General features: G+C 52.6%; 17 protein-coding genes and 1 pseudogene. 5 read left to right on the top strand and 13 right to left on the bottom strand.

Translation table 11 applies throughout. From position 1 onward, the window contains the following. Positions 1 to 85: 85 nt before the first annotated feature. The 7 genes from AC3RCL_RS05885 to AC3RCL_RS05855 all read right to left on the bottom strand — a co-directional run bounded on the left by AC3RCL_RS05885 (position 86) and on the right by AC3RCL_RS05855 (position 6,080). Positions 86 to 472, bottom strand: a complete 387-nt coding sequence (locus AC3RCL_RS05885) for a RidA family protein (protein WP_492534827.1) — start codon at positions 470 to 472, stop codon at positions 86 to 88. A gap of 82 nt (positions 473 to 554) precedes the next feature. Next, a complete protein-coding gene (nhaC, locus tag AC3RCL_RS05880) occupies positions 555 to 2,069 on the bottom strand; it encodes a Na+/H+ antiporter NhaC (protein ID WP_492534825.1) in 1,515 nt (504 codons plus the stop codon). Between the two features lie 149 nt (positions 2,070 to 2,218). Continuing rightward, a complete protein-coding gene (locus AC3RCL_RS05875; RefSeq protein WP_492534823.1) occupies positions 2,219 to 3,391 on the bottom strand; it encodes a MalY/PatB family protein in 1,173 nt (390 codons plus the stop codon). Positions 3,392 to 3,448: 57 nt separating this feature from the next. After that, positions 3,449 to 4,120 carry a helix-turn-helix transcriptional regulator gene (locus AC3RCL_RS05870; protein ID WP_096775132.1) on the bottom strand — a complete coding sequence of 224 codons (672 nt, stop codon included), beginning with the start codon at positions 4,118 to 4,120 and terminating at the stop codon, positions 3,449 to 3,451. 342 nt (positions 4,121 to 4,462) lie between these two features. Beyond that, positions 4,463 to 4,972, bottom strand: coding sequence for a CYTH domain-containing protein (locus tag AC3RCL_RS05865; protein WP_213580401.1), 510 nt, complete (start codon positions 4,970 to 4,972; stop codon positions 4,463 to 4,465). Between the two features lie 129 nt (positions 4,973 to 5,101). Further along, positions 5,102 to 5,566, bottom strand: coding sequence for a DinB family protein (locus AC3RCL_RS05860; RefSeq protein WP_452517513.1), 465 nt, complete (start codon positions 5,564 to 5,566; stop codon positions 5,102 to 5,104). Positions 5,567 to 5,765: 199 nt separating this feature from the next. Next, the gene (locus tag AC3RCL_RS05855) at positions 5,766 to 6,080 is read right to left on the bottom strand and encodes a hypothetical protein (RefSeq protein WP_096775129.1); all 315 of its coding nucleotides are present in this window, start codon (positions 6,078 to 6,080) and stop codon (positions 5,766 to 5,768) included. A gap of 272 nt (positions 6,081 to 6,352) precedes the next feature. Between AC3RCL_RS05855 and AC3RCL_RS05850 the strand changes: the two genes are divergently transcribed. Then, complete coding sequence (locus AC3RCL_RS05850; RefSeq protein ID WP_486050532.1) at positions 6,353 to 7,327, top strand: aldo/keto reductase; 975 nt, start codon at positions 6,353 to 6,355, stop codon at positions 7,325 to 7,327. 85 nt (positions 7,328 to 7,412) lie between these two features. Here the strand turns inward: AC3RCL_RS05850 and AC3RCL_RS05845 are convergent, their stop codons facing one another. The 3 genes from AC3RCL_RS05845 to AC3RCL_RS05835 all read right to left on the bottom strand — a co-directional run bounded on the left by AC3RCL_RS05845 (position 7,413) and on the right by AC3RCL_RS05835 (position 12,321). Beyond that, the gene (locus tag AC3RCL_RS05845; protein ID WP_492534819.1) at positions 7,413 to 8,960 is read right to left on the bottom strand and encodes an S-layer homology domain-containing protein; all 1,548 of its coding nucleotides are present in this window, start codon (positions 8,958 to 8,960) and stop codon (positions 7,413 to 7,415) included. Then, on the bottom strand, positions 8,944 to 11,079 hold the full coding sequence (locus AC3RCL_RS05840; protein WP_492534817.1) for a tail fiber protein: 2,136 nt from the start codon (positions 11,077 to 11,079) through the stop codon (positions 8,944 to 8,946). The genes AC3RCL_RS05845 and AC3RCL_RS05840 overlap by 17 nt, the downstream gene beginning before the upstream one ends. A 303-nt stretch (positions 11,080 to 11,382) precedes the next feature. Next, a complete protein-coding gene (locus tag AC3RCL_RS05835; protein ID WP_096775126.1) occupies positions 11,383 to 12,321 on the bottom strand; it encodes an aldo/keto reductase family protein in 939 nt (312 codons plus the stop codon). 160 nt (positions 12,322 to 12,481) lie between these two features. On the opposite strand from AC3RCL_RS05835, the gene AC3RCL_RS05830 reads away from it, so the two are divergent. Next, the gene (locus AC3RCL_RS05830) at positions 12,482 to 12,820 is read left to right on the top strand and encodes a winged helix-turn-helix transcriptional regulator (protein ID WP_009594357.1); all 339 of its coding nucleotides are present in this window, start codon (positions 12,482 to 12,484) and stop codon (positions 12,818 to 12,820) included. A gap of 140 nt (positions 12,821 to 12,960) precedes the next feature. On the opposite strand, the pseudogene AC3RCL_RS05825 reads toward AC3RCL_RS05830, so the two are convergent. Both AC3RCL_RS05825 and AC3RCL_RS05820 read right to left on the bottom strand, forming a co-directional pair. Continuing rightward, positions 12,961 to 13,167 (bottom strand): annotated as a pseudogene (locus tag AC3RCL_RS05825) (KGG domain-containing protein); the annotation flags it as partial. 341 nt (positions 13,168 to 13,508) lie between these two features. After that, a complete protein-coding gene (locus AC3RCL_RS05820; RefSeq protein WP_492534814.1) occupies positions 13,509 to 14,258 on the bottom strand; it encodes a MerR family transcriptional regulator in 750 nt (249 codons plus the stop codon). 184 nt (positions 14,259 to 14,442) lie between these two features. Between AC3RCL_RS05820 and AC3RCL_RS05815 the strand changes: the two genes are divergently transcribed. After that, positions 14,443 to 15,399, top strand: coding sequence for an LCP family protein (locus AC3RCL_RS05815; RefSeq protein WP_090910793.1), 957 nt, complete (start codon positions 14,443 to 14,445; stop codon positions 15,397 to 15,399). A 46-nt stretch (positions 15,400 to 15,445) separates the two neighbouring features. Here AC3RCL_RS05815 and AC3RCL_RS05810 read toward each other — a convergent pair whose 3' ends face one another. Beyond that, entirely contained in the window at positions 15,446 to 16,225 is a 780-nt protein-coding gene (locus AC3RCL_RS05810) for a helix-turn-helix transcriptional regulator (protein WP_492534811.1), read from the bottom strand. A gap of 175 nt (positions 16,226 to 16,400) precedes the next feature. On the opposite strand from AC3RCL_RS05810, the gene pyk reads away from it, so the two are divergent. Together pyk and AC3RCL_RS05800 are read left to right on the top strand one after the other, a co-directional pair. Continuing rightward, on the top strand, positions 16,401 to 17,816 hold the full coding sequence (gene pyk / locus AC3RCL_RS05805) for a pyruvate kinase (RefSeq protein ID WP_492534809.1): 1,416 nt from the start codon (positions 16,401 to 16,403) through the stop codon (positions 17,814 to 17,816). 145 nt (positions 17,817 to 17,961) lie between these two features. Further along, positions 17,962 to 19,176, top strand: coding sequence for an L-dopachrome tautomerase-related protein (locus AC3RCL_RS05800; RefSeq protein WP_492534807.1), 1,215 nt, complete (start codon positions 17,962 to 17,964; stop codon positions 19,174 to 19,176).

Raw genomic sequence — 19,176 nt, 5'->3', positions numbered from 1 at the left:
ACGGCCGGGCATCATGCCCGGCCGTTTTTGGCTGTAATCTCATTTTAAAAGCTTATTATCAGGATACCTGGAAGAGCGCTTATTATTACGGCTTGCTGGCTACCACTTCAATCTCAACTAAGCCATCCTTCGGCAATCGGGCTACCTCTACGGCGCTCCGTGCCGGATACGGTTCTGCAAAGAAAGAAGCGTACACCTCGTTGACCGCTTGGAAATCGTTCATGTCCTTCAGGAACACGGTCGTCTTGACGATGTGCTCCATGCCGAAGCCGGCAGCCTCCAGGATCGCTTTCACGTTGAGCAGGGAGCGCTTCGCCTGCTCTTCTACCGTCGCCGCGAAATGCCCCGACGCATCCATGCCGAGCTGGCCGGAGGTAAACAGCAGATTTCCGTATTGCACGGCTTGGGAATAAGGGCCGATTGCTCCTGGAGCCTGCTGGGTTGCGATGGTTTTTCTTTCTTGTTGCGTCATGGTGTTCTCTCCTCTGTAGCGCATAGTATTACGCATTTATATTTATGGTTGGTTACCATCTTCCAAAACATCATCATCTGTATTAATGGGCCGATGCAGCTTCTGCAGCGTCTTTTCGGCTTCCGTGATGCGGATCATCGTATTCCTTCAGCATTTCCTTTTGCTGCTCAGGCGTAAGTTTGGCAATGCCGAACCCGGTAAAGCCCCAAATCGTTGCAAAAATAATGCCTGTCCAGCACAGCACCGCCCAAGGCAAATAGGATAGCGTTGCTACGCCAAGCGTTCCGGCCATATAGGCACCGGCTGCCGTCCATGGCAGAATCGGTTCGGTAATGGCGGCGGAATCCTCCACCGTCCGTCCCAGATTCTTCGGATGCAGACCGCGGCGGATGTAAGCCTCGCGGAGCATCTCGCCCGGCATCAGGATGGAGACTTGTCCGTTGCTGGTTACGCCGATCATGGTTAGCCCCGTTGCAATCGTCGCCAGGATCAAGAAGCCTGTGGAACGCACATGCTTCAAGAGCCTGTCCACGATCAGCTCCAGCGACTTGGTCAGCGATATCGTGCCGGCGAATGTGATCGCGCTGAAACAGATAAGCAAGGTTCCCATCATGGAACTCATGCCGCCCCGATTAATAAGGCGAGGTATGTCCGCAATGACGGTATTCGGATCAAATTCGCTGACATGAACCATCGCGATATCGAATCCGCTGACAACCGAGGTTACCACGTCATGCAGCGTGAAGCCGTGAAAGATCATGCCGTTCGCCATCGCCACGATCGACGACAGCAGCATGACGGGAATCGTAGGTTTCTTGGTGATCGAGCCGTACAGCACAATCAGCACAGGCAGGATCAGGAGCAGGTTCCAGTCGTATATCGTTGCCAAGGTGTTCATGATGTCGGTTACCTTCTCGGGAACTCCTGTACTGGACACATGCGTGTTCAAGCCCGTGACCACGTAGACGATCCCCGCCACGAAGAAGGACGGCAGCGTCGTGTACAGCAAATGGCCGATATGCTCATACAGGTTAACGCCGGTCGACAAGGCCGCGATGTTGGTTGTATCCGAAAGCGGCGAAAGCTTGTCCCCGAAGTAAGCCCCTGCTACAACCGCGCCGGCCACAGCCGCGAGATTGGCGTCCATGCCGGCGCCAACGCCCATGAAGGCGACCCCGATCGTACCCGCGGATCCCCAGGAAGTGCCCGTACATACGGAGACCACGGACGTAACGAGAAAAGCGGTGATCAGCAAAAACTGCGGATCGATGATTTTCAGGCCGTAGTAAATCATCATCGGGATGGTTCCGCCGACCATCCACGCGCCGATCATAAATCCGACCACAATCAGGATGAGGATGGCGGGCATGGTTTTCGCTATTTTCTGCGAAATGGATTCCAATATATCGTTGTAGCTGTACCCCAGCTTAATCGCGATCAAACCTGCGACGATGGCGGATACAATAATCAGCGGCTCGGGCGGCAGCTCGAACAATACGTAACCAAGGCACAGCAAGATTACCATGGTGAAAATCGGAAGCAGCGCCAGAAACATGGTCGGCTGCTTAATCATTCGTTCCTCTGTTGGCTTAGCCATTATGAATTCCCCCTGGATGTAAATAAGAAAACGTCAATCGACGTAACCTTCTGTAGAAGACATACCGCATATAGCGGAAGTTTTTCTTGCGTGATAAGGTTGGTAAGCCTTTGAAGTATATTCCTTCTGAATCTCTTAGACTTTGATTGTTAACGCTTTAGTGGATAAGCCGCGGCAAGCCGCTTCAGGCCTTCCTGCAACACAGGGCGCGGCGCAGCCACGTTGACCCTGATATAGCCTTCACCGCCGGGACCGAAGGATGAGCCGAAGCTGACGCTGACGCGCGCCTTTTCCTGGATCCACTCCACCAGATCCTTTTCATGACGGCTCACTGCCTTACAGTCGATCCATAGCAGGTACGTCCCTTCAGGATCGATGACGTTCAGCTCAGGCATATGATCGGCAATGAAGGTTCGAGCATAAGCAATATTGTCTTTGATATAAGCGCGCAGCGCCGTCAGCCATTCATCGCACGAAGTATACGCAATTTCCAGCGCGGGCACGGCGAAGAATGTGGGATTATGAATCCCCGCCTGCAGCAAACCTTGTTGAAACTGCTCCCGCAGCGCAGCATTGGGAATGACGATGTTGGCGATTTCGAGACTCGCCAGGTTAAAGGTTTTGCCCGGCGACGTGCAGATTATGGAACGGTTCGCAACCTCTTCGGACAGCTTGGCGATGACGGTATGCTCGTGACCTTCATGAATGAAATCGGCATGGATGTCATCGGACACAATCAGTGCGTCATACCGGATGCAAAGCTCCGCCATGCGTTCAAGCTCCTCCCTCGTCCATACGCGGCCCACCGGATTGTGGGGGGATATGAGCAGGACCATCTTGATCCCTTCCTGCATCCGTCGTTCCATATCGTCAAAATCGATCTCGTATCGCCCGTCCGCAAGCACAAGCGGACTTTCAACCAATATCCGGCCGTTTAGCGTAACCGCTTTCGCAACAGGCTGATAAACAGGCGTGTGGACAAGAATCCTGTCTCCGGCTTCCGCGAATTTCTGAACAATGACCGAAACGGCCTGCACAATGCGCGGACAAAACACGATCCAGTCGGGCTCGACCTGCCAGTCGTAGGCCTTATCGAGCCAAGCACGGACCGCTTCGAAGTAAGGCGGAAACGGGTCGGTATATCCGTAAATGCCGTGACGCGCCGCCTCCGCTACCTTGTCCACCACCATGGGCGGTGCCGGCAGATCCATATCCGCCACGGAGAGAGCGATCATGTCGTTCCCCATGCTCTGCGCCATGCCGTCCCATTTGGCGCTGTTCGTTCCATACCGGCTGACGACCTTGTCAAAGTTATATGTCATGATGTCACCTTCCATTGTCTCAGGATGCAATGCATGTTTAACAGGATAAAAGGCCGCTTATTTCAGCTTCTGCAAATAACGATACACGGTAGGCTCCGATATGGATAAAGCAGCGGCAACCTTGGAAACCCCGCCCTTTAGCAGGAATACGCCCTGTTCGTTCAATTCCTTCACAATCTCGATCTTCTCGTTCGAAGATAAACGGTCCGCCGGAATGCTGATTTTGCCTAGGACGGTCTGGATGATGTGCTGAAGCAAATCGTCCACGTTCCCCTGCAGGTATTCGGTGGAAGGTTTGTCCTCCTTGGGTGCATCCAGGGCGGCCGGCGGCGTAAGCGAGCCTCCCCGCAAAATGCTGTTGATCCAATCAGCGGCAACCTCCATATGCGTGATGTCGATGTTCAGGCACATAAGACCGACCAGCTCGCCGCTTCCGTTCTTAATAAAGTACGTAGACGACCGGAAGGTTTGCCCCCGAGCGCCGGAAGCTTTGTAGTTCGCGATGAACTGCTCTTCGCGGTAGGCCTCCGCCTTCAAAATCTTCAACACGAGGTCGGTGGAGGCATCGCCGACCCGGCGTCCGCTAATATGGCCGTTCTCGATAAAGATGATAGAGCGTTCCGGATCGCTGATATCGTGCACGACCACCTCGCATTGAGGTCCGATGATCGCCGCGATAAACGAAGCGATTGGAAAATAGCTTTCAAGCAGCTGCTGGTTTTCATTCATAAAGAGCCTCTCCCTTCTCTGATACGCCATCATTTTTATGAATATCGTCCATTGAAGAATAATAATTAATTATCATGATAATATTATATTATAATAATAAACCGTTTACAATATTTTTGTCAAAAAAAGTCGATGACTGTCCGAATGCTCGAATAAGCAGGCATCCGGCGAAGGTGTATCTCGATAGCTGCGCGCTCTGTTTGCTGCATGCCATAGTAAAAGGCTCTTGCGAACCTGCCGCAAGAGCCTTTGTTCCAACCGTATGGTGAGGGCGTTGCCCCCTCATCTGAACTGACCGCGCTTGTCCCAAGCGCCTGCCGCCCTATTCGAGCCTTATTCCGCTCAGGCTTCCCTGCCTGCTTGAAGCTGCAGATCCCGCCATACCTTTTTGTTGCTGTATTGTTTGTCAGTGCTGATATCTCGTCCGAACCATGCCGGCGGCACAAAGCCGTCAGCGGCTTCCAGGGAAGGAAATTCGACTTCCAGCACTAGCAAGCTTATCTGCGCATAATCGTCGATTTCGATGATCGTGCTGCCCCAACGGGCGGTTACCCGTCTCTTGGTCAACGGAATCGCCCCATGCGCCTTGACTACCTGATCGTAGAGACCTTCGGAAATCGCATATTCAACTTCTTCCCGGGCAATTCCCCACCCTTTTTTGAACGTATGGGTGAATTCGAGCCGACCCGATGTCAGATCCGTTATTTTCCGGACCCGCAGCTCCTGGTCCCCATCCAATGCCAAATACGTCTGCTCGATGAACTGCTCCTTCTCGACCACGATGCTTCCTTCCTGAATCAACTCATCGGGATAAGCCTCCAGAAGGTATTTGCGTTCGATTTCAATCGCCATGAGTGTGATGTCCTCCATTCGTCATTCCCAGTCTGCTGATTCCATTATAAGGACCCGCAGCCCCAGCGACAAATCAAAAGCGATAGAAGGTATACGCTGGGCATACTTCTATCGCTTCGAGTTCATGCATTACTTTATCAATTTTCTATAAGCCTTGATCGTCTGCGTGTGCATGCCTTCGTGGTACAAGCTGAACGTAAGAAACTCGCCGACGGTTTGGAACGTCACGGGACCGATCGTCAGCGGGTGGGCAGAGGCCTGGTCCAGGCGATTCGAGAAGGTTTCGCGGATTCGGGCGGTTTGCTCCTGCAAAAGCTCTGCCAGCTCGGACAGCGCAGGCGGCTTCGACGTCCAATCGGCCGGCTTGGTTCCGGTTGCAAACCATGCCTCGAATCCTTCCGGAAGACGCGGCTGCTCGCCCGCGGTCGCAAAAGCGAACTGCTCGGTTACGGTGTAGATGTGCCCGAGATTCCAGCGAATGCTATTCGCGAATCCTTCCGGGATGATATCCGCTTCCTGTTCCGTTACGTGTTCCACCGATTTCAAGGTTGCTCCTCTGGCAAAATCCAATTGGTTGAAAATCGCTTCATTCATATCATAATCCCCCTTCCAATTCGTACGTAACTATCCTATCGTACTATTCAGCCTATCGCAAGGAGTCCTAAGACAATTCGCGTTACCTTTAGAATTTAGTCACGAATCGCTTCATCGTTAGCTAAAGAAGAATATAGTAAAGCCTGGAGCTATGAATGAAAGATTCACTCAGTTCCAGGCTTTATGCATGCAAATAGAATTATGCCGCTCTAGCGATGATGTGGTTGTTTTCAAGAACGGCTCTAGCTTCCTCCGTGGCAGGACGGTAGCCTTTCTCCAACAGCTCCTTAATATATATCTTGTTATACACGAACGAGAATATGATTCCGCTGATCCAAGCCCCGATTCCCAATGTAAAAGGACCGACTACGGCAGAGATAATAAACATGATGACTGCCCACTTCAGATCGCCTCGGAACAATGCCGGGAAGAATGCAAAGAATAGCGTCGTCCAGCTAAAACCTACCTTCACTTGTTTCGTTACCCCAGCATCATTTTTCAGATAAATCTTCATGATTCACACTCCAACCATTAGTGAAAAAAGAAGTCGTACTCCAACATCCGAAGTAGTTCTTAAGCAGTAAATCTCATGGTTAATCCGAATCTTTTCTCCTACGACTATATTACCATTTCATGGTATGGAAGTTAATCACTTTTTTAGATATTGTCGAAAAAAGATGTAGAATCTTACATCTTCATACCTTTTATGCGTTCGATCCATTTGAAGCGCCTCTTGGATCATGTTTATACTATAGGAAATCTATACATAGAGGAGTGTGATTAAGCATGAATTATCGCCGTCTTGGCAGCAGCGGCCTCAAGGTTTCGGAGCTGGGGCTCGGCACGAACGCTTTTGGCAAAAGAGCCGATCAAGAAACATCCACCCGGATCCTGGATCACGCGCTGGACCGTGGCATCAATTTCATCGATACCGCCAATATTTACGCCGGATCGGAATCCGAGCGCATCATCGGTGAGGCGCTGGCCGGCAAACGCCATAACGTCGTATTAGCCACGAAAGCCGGACTCGTGAACGGCCAAGGACCGAACGAACGGGGCTCCTCCCGCTATCATCTGCAGCAAGAGCTGGAGAACAGCTTGAAGCGGCTGAAGACCGACTATGTAGACCTATATCAGATCCATACGTTTGATCCGGACACTCCCCTTGAGGAGACCCTGCGCACGCTGGACGACATGGTAACATCGGGCAAGGTCAGATATATCGGCGCCTCCAACTATGCCGCTTGGGAAATCATGAAGGCGCTCGGAATCAGCGAATTGCGCGGATATGCCCGTTATGTATCGACCCAAACGAGTTATTCCCTGGCAGACCGTACGCCGGAGCTGGAGCTTGTCCCCCTCTGTCTCGATCAGGGCGTTGGCATCATTCCGTATTTCCCGCTGGCCGGCGGCATTCTCACCGGCAAATACGGTCAGGGCGCAAGCAAGCCTGCCGGCTCCCGCGCGGAAACGGACCCGAACTTCAATCGCTTCCTTGAAGAACACAATCTGAAGCTCGGTCAACAAGTAAACCAGCTCGCAGCAGAGCACGGCCATTCTCCCAGCGCGCTATCCATTGCCTGGCTGATGGACCGCCCTGCCGTCTCGACCGTCATCGTCGGGGCTACGAAGACCGAACAGCTGGACGATAACCTGAAAAGCCTCGAGATTAAGCTGGACGAGTCCCTGCGTTCGAGCCTGGATGAAATCAGCGACGGCTTTGTTCATGCCAAGCCGTTTGCGACGTATCGGCTGGGGTAAGCTGCGATGTTCCGCTAATACAAAGAGCTGCTCCGGGACCAACGGCCCTTCGGTGCAGCTCTTTTTCTTCTATACTCGAAAACCACTATTTAGACGGCATATCTCCGATCATCCCCGAAGCTGATAGCATCCGTAGAAGAATCGTTGCCGTTTCCGCCCTGGTCATATCACTCCGTGGTCTCAGCTTGGCATCGTAACCGCTCATGAGTCCGCTGTGAACCACTTCGGCTGCAGCCGCCTTCGCCCAGCTTGCCAATTCGGCACGGTCTTGGAAAGCAGCCAGCACAGCCTCCGAATCCATGGCCTCTACCATTGGGGAACCCTCAGCGAACTTTAACGCTCTTGCGAAAATAACCATCGCCTCCTGTCTGGAGATCAAGCCATTCGGCAAAAAAGTCCCGTCGGCATAACCGTGTATGAGTCCGCTCCCGCTTGCTGCCGAAACGGCCCCCACATACCAGTCCCGGGAAGTTACATCTTGAAACGTGCTTGTATTGCTTTGCTCCGTTAAACCGAGCGAGCGTACCATCATGGTGACGAATTCCGCACGGGTTACCGGTTCATTCGGATGGAATCCGGCGGCGCCTCTGCCGCCAACGAGAAGGCGTGACGCCATCTCGTTCACCGCCGCCTCGGCCCAATGGCCTTTCATATCCGATAATTCTTCGTCGTGGCTGATTAAAGCATACGTCCCGCTGTATAAACCTTTTATTATGGCGTAAGTACGGCCTTCCCGCGTAACCAGCCGGGTTGGTGCGTGATGAACCTTCCCTTGATCATCCAGCAGGACGGCCGTTGTCACGATGGCAGCTGACCCCTCTGCCACGGGAACTTCCAGCTCCACATAAGAGGAATAGGTATTTCCGCTCAGCCGTTTTCCTTGATCATAGGCTGCGACGCTAACGTCTATGGAGCCATAATGTTCACCAAAATACTTCCCGTTCCCGACCCGCTTCAGCTTTGCGCTGATCGCGGCGTTGCCATCGGCTAGCCCAAGTTGAATCGTGCCTTCCTTCGTTCCGGCAAGACTGCCGATCTGTTCGGAAATGGCCTGAACCGGAATACGGACGCTGCCTGCCAAGGTCTCGAAGGCAATTATCGCTCCGCTTGCTTCAAGCGCTTTGGCTGACTTGCCATCCAGAACCGCCACGGCTTGATCAAGCCCCTCCGTGGCGCGCAGCCGGACGATCGGTCGGCTGTTCTTCTCCTGTGCCAGCAGCGGTTGGAGCCTGTCTCCGTTCATCTTGACGGTCAGCACGGTCTGTCCATTCTCTTTCGTTATCTCCGATGATATCAAGCCGGTCTGCAATACATCATTGAAATACGACGTGACGTGGCTGCTGCCTGACGGGCTCTGCCCTGAGCCTTCCCCTTGACCTGCTTGAGAACTCCCGCTTGCGCCAGGTCCTTGACCTTCCGAAGATCCTGATCCGCCGCCCGGCGTCCCCGGATTGGAAGGATTTCCGGGTTCAGGTTCAGGAGAAGCGGCTGCCTCTCTGGTCACATCCACCGTGTAAGTTTTCGCAGCTCCGTTCTGAGCCGAAACCACAAGATGAATGGTGTTGCTTCCTACCGCTAGGCTGATCGGATCTGATGCCTGTCCGGCGGAGACAGCCTTACCGTTTATCGTCACCGTTGCCTGAGGATCGGAAACGCTCGGCGTTATGCGGATCTAACGGTGCTGCGACAGGCCCAGCCTCCGTTGTAAAGCTCCAATCTCCAGGGCCCTTCATGCCTGCATAGAGGTTGCCTGCTGCATCCTGAAATGCACCCTCCTCTATTTCGATGTAATAACGCGTAAGATACGACAGCTGTCGCGTCAGACTTACCGCAACCCTCTCGTCGATCACGCTGACGCGGGAGCTATCGGTTATGTCGATCGACTCGATCTTTTGATGGTCCGCCGCTCTCATAATCGATATGTATTTGCCGCTGCTTGCGGTTACGGGTTCATCGAACGTGAATTCAAGTTTCGTCCCGATCGGCACGTCATCCGCCAGATGCAGAGGAGCCCGATCCACCACGACAGGCGCATCCGCATCGTTCCATTTGGCATACAGCGTCAGGTTAGCCAGAATGGGTGTCTTAAAATCAAATGGAAGCTGAAAGATTCGATCCATATACCACCCCCCGAAGGCATAACCGGGTTTTACCGGATCAACGGGCTTCGTTGCCGTTGTATGATGAGGGACGACCTCATCTGCCACGGGAGCCCCCCCGTTGCTGTCGAACGTCACGGTTTTAGGGAAATAGATCGAGAAATGAACCTCAGCCTTATTCCCTGCACGGTCGGTTACGACGAGATCGAATTCCCCTTCCGTGTTAACCCTGTCTCCGCTTCGAAACGCTTGCTGATTGAGCGTTGCGCTCCCCTCATTGAAGAAGATTTGCAGCTCCCGATCGTATTGGCCTCCATCTGCCACGCCTGAAACCAAAGGCGCCGTTTGGTCGATCTCAAAATCGGCCTTGACCGTTTTTCCGCGAGGCGACTCGACGATCAGTCTATACTGGCCATCTTTGCGGATGGTCGTACCGCTGGCAAAGGGCTGCCCGTCCAGCGTTCCCGTGCCATGGGTATAAACAGGCGTCACTTCGTGATTATAAATTCCTCCATCGGTTACACCGCTTATCCGGGGTTCAGGCTCTGCCACGTGGATGGTAACGCTGGTTACGCTGCCGCTCTTGTTATTGTTGCTAGCGATATATGTAAAAGAATCTGTGCCAACAAAATCGGCATCCGGCGTATAGGTAAAGGAGCCATTCTTATGAAATGTTATCTTTCCATGAGCAGGCAGATCCACGATGTTGGCGATCATGGCATCGGAATCATTTTTCAGAACACCCGGTGCAGGAACGCTTAATACGGTGGACTCCGCCGTCGTGTATTGATCCGGCACGCTAACGGGCTGAACCTGCTGCAAGACAGGAACAATTCCCGTTTGGAATACATAATACGTTGTCAGCGGATCGACTCCAAGATCGGGAATCGCAAACGTTTGATCCGGCGATCCCCCGAAAGCGTTGCCGATTAAGCCGTACAGCGCCATGTTCGAGGCAACATTCAGCAGTTTACCGTCCGCCTTAAAGGAAGCGAGGGCAGGGATATCGAGAGGAAACAGACGTGTCTCGCCCATGTATATGGCACCGGCCGTGCTGGGTTGGATCCCGGCCTTGGCGGCGAAATATCTTACTTTGGGCTCCACGGGGTCTATCTGCGGCAATTTAAAGCTGCCCTGCCAGTCTTGGCCGAATGTAGTGCCGTAAACACCGTACAGAGGTTCAGAATTACTTAAATCAGTCCCATCGGCCGCGACCCAGTTATCATTGAACTCCATGTTGTAGGGAAAGAGCCGAAGCTCTCCAAGCATCGTATTGGTGGTCAAGCCATTGTTCCTAGGGTTTAATCCCTCAACCGCTATATAGTACCCCATACCCGGCACGGGTTCTTCTCCCCGTAAATCAGGCACTGCAAACGTCTTGCTGCCATCTCCTCCGAATTGGTCCCCCAAAAATGAATACAAACCCACATATTCGAGACCTAACGGCAGCTCCTGCCCTGCACAGTATATCCACCCTTCGGGGCCGTTATGGTATGGAAACAGTCGGATCTCCCCGAGATAGTGAGAGTTTGGAGGATTCGCCTTAACCGTCTTCGGAGATGCGAGCACACCCAGTACAACCTCTAAACCTATTAGCATGGACAACATCACCTTCAACCATTTCGTGGATGCCATCGGCCTTCGTTTTTGCATATTGCAACTTCTCCCCCTAATGCATTTGTCCTATTTCAGTAATATAATACTAGAAAGTATTATAACATTACTAGGGAGTATTATAACATTACTAGGGAGTATTATAAATGATGGAACGTATAATTCAACAAGAAAATGTCTTCTAATTGAGGGAGGCTCCATTAGCCAAAGAGACACGCAAAAAAAGATGGCCCCTGAACCAAGTCAGAAGCCATCTTATATAAATCTTTCATACTGCCCTCGGATTCTCTTATTCCCAAGGGTCCATGCGATAACGTTTTAGTTCTTAGTCGATTTACTTCCCTATTTCAGAATCTCCTCGATGCGAGTCTGAACATCTTCGCTAAGCTCGATACCGGATGCCTTCGCATTCTCGGTTACCTGCTCCGGACGGCTTGCGCCGACCAGTGCGCTGGCTACGTTCGGCTGACGCAGAATCCACGCAAGCGCCAGATTGCCCACGGACACGTCAAGCTCTGCCGCAATCTTCTCCAGCTCGCGAACCTTCGCGATTTTCTCCTCGGTAATGCCTTTGCGCATCCATTCCAGCTTCGCGGCACGGCTGTCAGCCGGAATATCGGAGGCAGAGGTATATTTCCCTGTCAGCAGGCCTTGTGCCAGCGGGGAGAATACGACCTGCCCAATGCCGGAGCGCTCGCTGAGCGGAATGATTTCCTTTTCAATATAACGTTCAAACATATTGTAGATGGGTTGATTGACCACGATGCGGTCGAGGAGGTAACGATCCGCTACCGTCAATGCCTCCGCAATTTGCGATGCCTGCCACTCGCTGACGCCGACATAGAGCACCTTGCCCTGGCGAACAAGGTCGTCGATCGCGCGAAGCGTCTCGTCCAGCGGCGTTTCCGGATCATGACGGTGGCAGTAGAAAATATCCACGTAATCATGGCCAAGGCGCTTCAAGCTGGCATGCGCCTGCTCCATAATATGCTTGCGGGACAAGCCCCGGTCGTTCGGGCCGTCACCCATCGGCCAGAAGGCCTTCGTGGCCAGCACGTACGATTCGCGCGGATACGCTTTCAAGGTTTCGCCTACCAATACTTCGGCTGCGCCCTTCTCGTAAACATTCGCCGTATCAAAGAAGTTAATGCCCAGATCATAAGCCGTTTTAATCGCGTTAACCGCATTCTCGCGTTCAACGTAACCTCCGTATGTAAGCCAGCTTCCCAAGCTGACCTCACTGACTTTGAGACCTGTGCGTCCTAATCTTCTGTATTTCATGGCAAATCCTCCTTCAATAGATTAACTTGGATGCTACATGAACTATTCTAAAGTAGTTCCTATTCCCACGGAAGAAGTGAAAAGTTCTTCACTATATTATAGGAAGGATAGCTGATATACTGGAGTATAGTTAATAGAATACCGGAAGGAGCCTATGGTTATGGGAAATAAAGCGAGCAGTTACATACCGAAAACTCCCGAACATATCGAATGCAATATCGAAAAAACGCTGCTGGTCCTAGGGGGAAAGTGGGCTTTTCTCGTCATTCGGGAGCTCTTTGGAGGCACGAAACGATTTGGCGAACTGCAGCGGCAAATCCCGAATGTCAGCCCGCGGGCGCTGACCACGACGCTTCGCCACTTGGAAGAACAGGGCGTGCTGGAGCGCGAAGTATTCCCTACCGTTCCGGTTACGGTGGAATACACCCTAACGCCGAAGGGCATGGACCTGCATGTCATCTGCAAGGAAATGAAGCTGTGGGCAGCACGGTGGACTTAAATTCAAGATAGCTGACAGCGTCCGGCAAACGATCCGAACCCGACGGTTAGCTCAAAAAAAAGCAGCGGCGGATTCCGTTTAACGGGAACCGCCGCTGCTTTGTTAAAAGCTTGCTATTTTTAGATTGTAGATTTCATTTAATCGTTATTGTTTTGATTGCCGCGGGATTCTCCGCCTTTGCGGCCGATTTCCTCGTAGAACTCCTTATCGTGGGAATCCGATGTGGCCTCTCCGCCCTTACGGCCGATTTCTTGGTAAAACTCCTTGTCGTGATTCTTGGCCGTTGCTTCGCCGCCTTTGCGTCCGGCTTCTTCTCTGCTCATTTTGTTGCCGTTGTTGTTAGCCATTGTTCATCACTCCTAAGTTGTTTTTTGTTGCTGCTACGTCATCTATTTAACCCTTCGGAAAAAAATTAAACATTACTTTTCGATTCCTTCGCTCACCACATAGGGACCTGTTCCCAGCGTAAAGTGCTGGTTTGGAGGGAGGATTTAATACGGGAACGTCGCCATAAGCCGCCGGATTCGCCACGTATTCGAAATTGCCGGTACCGTCTGGCAACAGGCCGTTCGCCCAGCGCCATTCGCGGCTCTCCTCGCCGCTGAAACCATACCCGCCGGTTCATGCGGAATCCATGTATGCGTCAGAAATGACAAAAGCCGCGGCTCGCGCGGCTTCATCATAGGATTTACGTCAGATTCGCATACGCCTCTGCAGCCGCATGCAGATAATAAGCCAGCCCCGTCTGCTGCTCTTCCAGCATCCGAAGATGGAATTCATCGTGCAGGAAAAACTTCGTTTGCCCGGCAAAATCGGCGGCGGTAAAAGCGTGGCCATGCTCGTTCATAAATCGCAAATGTTCGTGGATCGCATCTTGAACACGCTCATCATCGTGCCTGATTCCCGTTTTCAAAGCATTGGCCATGCCGGCCATGAAGCCTGCCGCTTCCTTCGCTTGCTCGTTCATATTGGGAACATCCATCGGTGCACCGCCAAGCAAATCCACCTCGTACCGCTCCTTCAAATGTTGATTCTGCTCAGCCAAGGCATCCTTCCACTCTTCTTCGCTATCAAACCCTTTGAACATTTCTTCCGGCTCCATGCGTCTTCCCTCCCCAACGTATTCTATGGACTGCCTCAACGTCTGCAGAACGCACTCCAGCCGATTCCACCGGCCACGGAGCAGTTTCTCCTGCTCCGTGAGAATGGAGAGCCGATCCGGCGTTTCCTCCATCAGCTCTTTAATTTGTTCCAGCGGAAAATCCATCTCCCTGTAAAACCGGATTTGCTGCAAGCGCTCCAGTTCCGCCGCGCCGTACAAGCGATACCCCGCATCGCTGATCTCGGCAGGCTGCAGCAGTCCGATTTTGTGATAATGATGCAGCGCCTTGATGGTTACCCCGGACAGTTCCGAAACCTCTTTTACCGTGTACAGCATGCTGTTCCCTCCTTCGATCTACAGTCTAAGGCCTCCCCTTGGAGGAGAGTCAACATGATCATGGATCCCGGATCTTTCGAATCTCCGGAATCGCTTTTCTCAAGAAAATATGATTTTTGCTCATTATTTTGCTAGAATGGTCCATTATGCACTCAGTTCAACAGAAAGGATGTTATAGGAAACGATGAAAAGGAAATGGTTCAAATACGCCATGCTCTTATTATCCGTTGGAATCTTGGGGATTATCTCGTACTATACCTACGCTATCATACAATTCTCAAACCAAATCTCGACCGCTTCGAATCCGGTGAAGCCAACGGGCAGCACGGGGGCCGCACAGGAAGAGGTCATTGAAATTCCGAAGTGGGAGGGCAAAGAACGCGTCAATATTCTCCTGATCGGGGGAGACTCCCGGGGAGACGATGCCGGAAGATCCGATACCATGCTGGTGGCCTCCATCGATCCCGTTACGAAAAGCGCCCATTTGTTCTCGATTTTGCGGGACACTTACGTGGACATCCCCGGTCATGGCAAAGGAAGGCTGAATTCGGCTTTTGCTTACGGCGGCATCGAGCTGACCAGACAGACCATCAGCGATTTGTTGGACCTGCCCATACATAAATATGTTTACACCGATTTTGTTGGATTCATCGCCCTGGTCGATGCCATCGGCGGGGTCGACATTGAAGTAGAGAAAGACATGTATTACACAAGCAAAGCAGACAAGCATATGTACGACATCGATTTAAAACAAGGACTGCAGCACCTCGACGGCAAAATGGCGCTGCAGTATGTCCGGTTCCGGCACGATGCGAGGTCCGACTTTGCCCGTACCGAAAGACAACGGATTCTCATGACGGAAGTCGCCAAGAAAATGCAGACCACGAGCTCGCTCATCAAGCTGCCCGGCATCCTGGATTCGATCGCGCCTTATATCGAGACGGACTTAAGCCCGAAGGAAATGCTGAAGCTGATGGCGCTCGGGTTTGACGTGAACCTGGACAAAGTCGATCAGCAGCAGATCCCGCCGTTCTCGCTGTTGACCAACGAGAAGGTCGGACGGGCCCAGGTGCTCGGCGTGGATAAAAACAAATTGCGGCAGTACGTGAAGGAATTGTTCGAAAGCGATGCCGCTGAATAAAGCCAGCAAGCAAACGAAAGAGGGCGTATGCCCTCTTTTTTTTCGGCTAGACCGTCCGCGGACGCTCATGCAGCAGCTCCGACGGAGCACTGCCTGTGAACCGCTTATAGATTCTGTAGAAGTAGGAGAGGTCCTGATAGCCGAGAAATACCGCAATCTCCTGTACCGTCAGCTGCGATTCCGTCAACAGATAGGCTGCCCGTTTCATCCGCTGGGCGTGCACGTACTGGCTGATCGTCTGTCCCGTGACGCTCTTGAAGAGCGCCGCAGCGTAATTGGGCGTTTTGCCGATGGCATCGCCGAGCTCCTCTTTCGTTATTCTCTCCCGGTAATGCCGCTCAATGTAAGATTTCATCCGTTCCGCATGCAAGTGCTTCTCAGGCGTGATAACACCCCGATCCAGCTCTCGGCTGATATTAATCAACACTTCTGTCAATAATGCTTCTATCATCATTGCATAATAAGACGGGCGCTCCCGCCACTGCTGGTGGATCGCCTTCAAACGTTCGTGGATCAATTCGTAACAGCCCGGTTTATGCTTCAACGCTTCTTCCCGTTCAAGCGCGGATAAAGCCGTGGACGGCTCTCCCGTCCATTGTACGACCATTTGCGTGTGCGTCACGGTAGGGATGCTTTTGCCGTAATAGGGAACGCCGGCCGGAATAAGCAGCAGTTGCCCCTTCTCCATAATCTGCTTATCTCCATTCACCCAATATACGCATTTTCCATAGGTCGTCACGCTTAGCCGCCATGCGCTCTTTCTATGGTCTGCTTCTTCATACCAATCGACGCCGCTAATTTGCCGAACTTCAACCGGAGTGACCATAATTTCACCTCAAATGCATTACTATAATCCATTCATTGTACTATAGTTCATATCATGATTCGACAAGACAGGCTACAATGTGATCATTAGGGTACTTCATGAGCTTTACATTTCTAGAAGCCCGAGTGCTGCAACATTGCCGCAGGGTGCAAATACAAAGGAGGAACAACCAACCATGCTTAAGACAAAAATCATCTGTACGATGGGGCCGGCATGCGATTCCATCGAGCTGTTGAAAAATATGATTCAGGAGGGGATGACGGTCGCCCGATTGAATATGGCACATGGCGAGCCGGAGGATCACGTGGCCCGGATTCGGAATGTTCGCCAGGCCGCATCCGAATTAAACACGTACGTCCCGATCATGATGGACATTAAAGGTCCCGAAGTCCGGATCGGCAAACTGAAAGAGGCTTCCTGCCTTCTGAAACCCGGTGAGGAACTGATCCTGACGACCGAAGAAATTCTGGGAGACGCCCAGCGCATCTCGGTCAATTATGCCGAGCTGAATCTAGTCGTGAAACCGGGAGACCGCATCTTGATCGATGACGGCCTCGTGGACCTGAACGTCATTCGCTTCGACGGACCGGACATTTTTTGCAAAATCGTCAGCGGCGGCGTGCTCAAACCGCGCAAAGGCGTCAACCTGCCCGGCATCAAAACGACGCTGCCCGGCGTCACCGAGCGTGACGTCATGCATATCGGCTTCGGACTGGACAACGACATCGAGATCATTGCCGCATCTTTCGTGCGCCATGGCGACAACATCCGCGAAATCCGCAGCATCCTGAAGGAACGCGGCGCGGAGCATGTGCAGATCATCTCCAAGATCGAAAACGGAGAGGGCATGGAGAACCTGGACGACATCATTGAAGCCTCCGACGGAATCATGGTTGCCCGCGGCGACCTTGGCGTCGAAGTGCCGATCGAAGAAGTGCCGATGATGCAGAAAGAAATGATCGATAAATGCAATCTGGCAGGCAAGCCGGTTATCGTGGCAACGCATATGCTGGAATCGATGCAGGTCAATCCCCGCCCTACCCGCTCCGAGGTGAGCGACGTGGCTAACGCCGTGATCCAGGGCGCAGACGTGGTCATGCTGTCCGGAGAATCCGCCGCTGGCAAATATCCGGTGGAATCCGTGCGTACGATGGCGGCAGTCGCCCGCCGCGCCGAGACCATGATCGATTATAAGGACCAGTTCGCTTTCAAATCCAGACAACAAGTAGCCGATATTACCGAGGTCATCAGCCAAGGCGCGGTCAGCTCTTCCCTCGTGCTGAATGCCAAAGCCATCATTACGTCAACGGAGAGCGGATTTACGGCGCGGATGATTTCGAAATATCGTCCGGAAGCACCGATCATCGCCGTCACGCAGCATGAAGAAGTGCTGGCCAAAATCTGCCTGCTCTCCGGCGTCATCCCGGTAAAAGGCGACAAGGTTACCACAACGGACGAAATGTTCGAGTCCGCGACTCGCAACGCCATCAAGACAGGCTACATCGAAAAAGGCGACATTATCGTATTGTCTGCCGGCGTGCCGATCGGTCAATCCGGCAACACGAATCTGATTAAGGTTCTGCAAGTGTAACGAAACACACAACAAGACCTCTCCGATGATTTAAGCAGCGCCAATCCGACCCTCCGGGCATATAACGAACTCAGAGGAATAAGCTCGTAAGGAAGGCGCTGCCCGTTTCGGGTGAACCGAACACGTTACCGGAGGTCTTGCCAGAATGTATATACCTTATCATCCTATGGGGATGCAGCAGCAGACTGCCCTTCCCCATGCGAGGAAAGCTCATCACCCAACAAGTCCTTACCAAATGCTGTTCCACTGGAACCGCTTGGACTGGAACTTTCCGAATGCTGCGATGAAGCAGCGGTTCGAGCTGCATCAATACTGGAAGCACTGCATGCCTGCAGGCGTCAAAGTGGACCGACAGGGGCGTTTCTATGTTTCGGTTCCGCGCTGGGCGGAAGGCGTTCCCGCTACGCTCAACACCATCGTGATGGTGAACGGCAAGCCGGTGCTGAATGCTTTTCCAAGCTGGGAGTGGAATACGCCGGGAGATGTGCGAGTGCTGCAATCCGTCCTGGGTTACGAGATCGATGAACATAACCGGATGTGGATTCTGGATCAAGGAAAAATCGCATATAACACCTCGCCCGAAGGCTCCCAAAAGCTGGTCATCTGGGACCTGAGCGCAAACCGCCTGATCGACTCCATCGTCATCCCGGATGATATTGCACCGCCCCGGACGTCGTTCCTGAACGATATCGTGGTGGATAACCGGAACGGTTACGCCTATATCACCGATTCGGGCTCCGGCTGGCCCGATCACGAGGTATACGGCGGCATCATCGTCTACAATATGAGAACGAAGAGATTCCGCCGGGTCCTGGACAGCCATTACAGCACGCAGGACGTGCCAAGGTTCCGGTTCGAGATCGATACGGAGCCGGTCTACCGCAACAAGCCGGTCCGGATCGGCGCAGACGGCATCGCCCTGACGGCAGATCGCGAAACGCTCTTCTACTGCCAGGTAACCGGACGCAATCTGTATGCGGTCGATACGGGGCTGCTGCGTAATTTCGATACCCCCGATCCGCTCATTCGGAATTCCGTTCAAGCTCTGGGCAGCAAAGGAACGACGACCGACGGCATGCATGCCGACAATCAAGGCCATGTCTTTTACACCATGCTGGAAGGCAAAGGCATCGGCTATTATTCGCCCTGCACGCGCTCATTTCACAAGCTGCTGTCCGATGACCGAATGCTGTGGGTGGACGGGGTGGCTTTCGATCAGCGCGGCTCGATCATCTTCAACAACAACCGCCTGCACCGCATGTTCGAGGAGCCGCAGAACATCGACTGGGACGATCCTTACAATCTGATTATATGGAGAGCCTACATCGGCCGGGATGTGAAGTCGTATTTATATGGTTGA

The sequence above is a fragment of the Paenibacillus sp. MT86 genome (genome assembly GCF_058792535.1).
The sequence above is the reverse complement of the archived record's forward strand: the minus strand, read 5'-3'. Positions and strand labels throughout refer to the sequence as shown.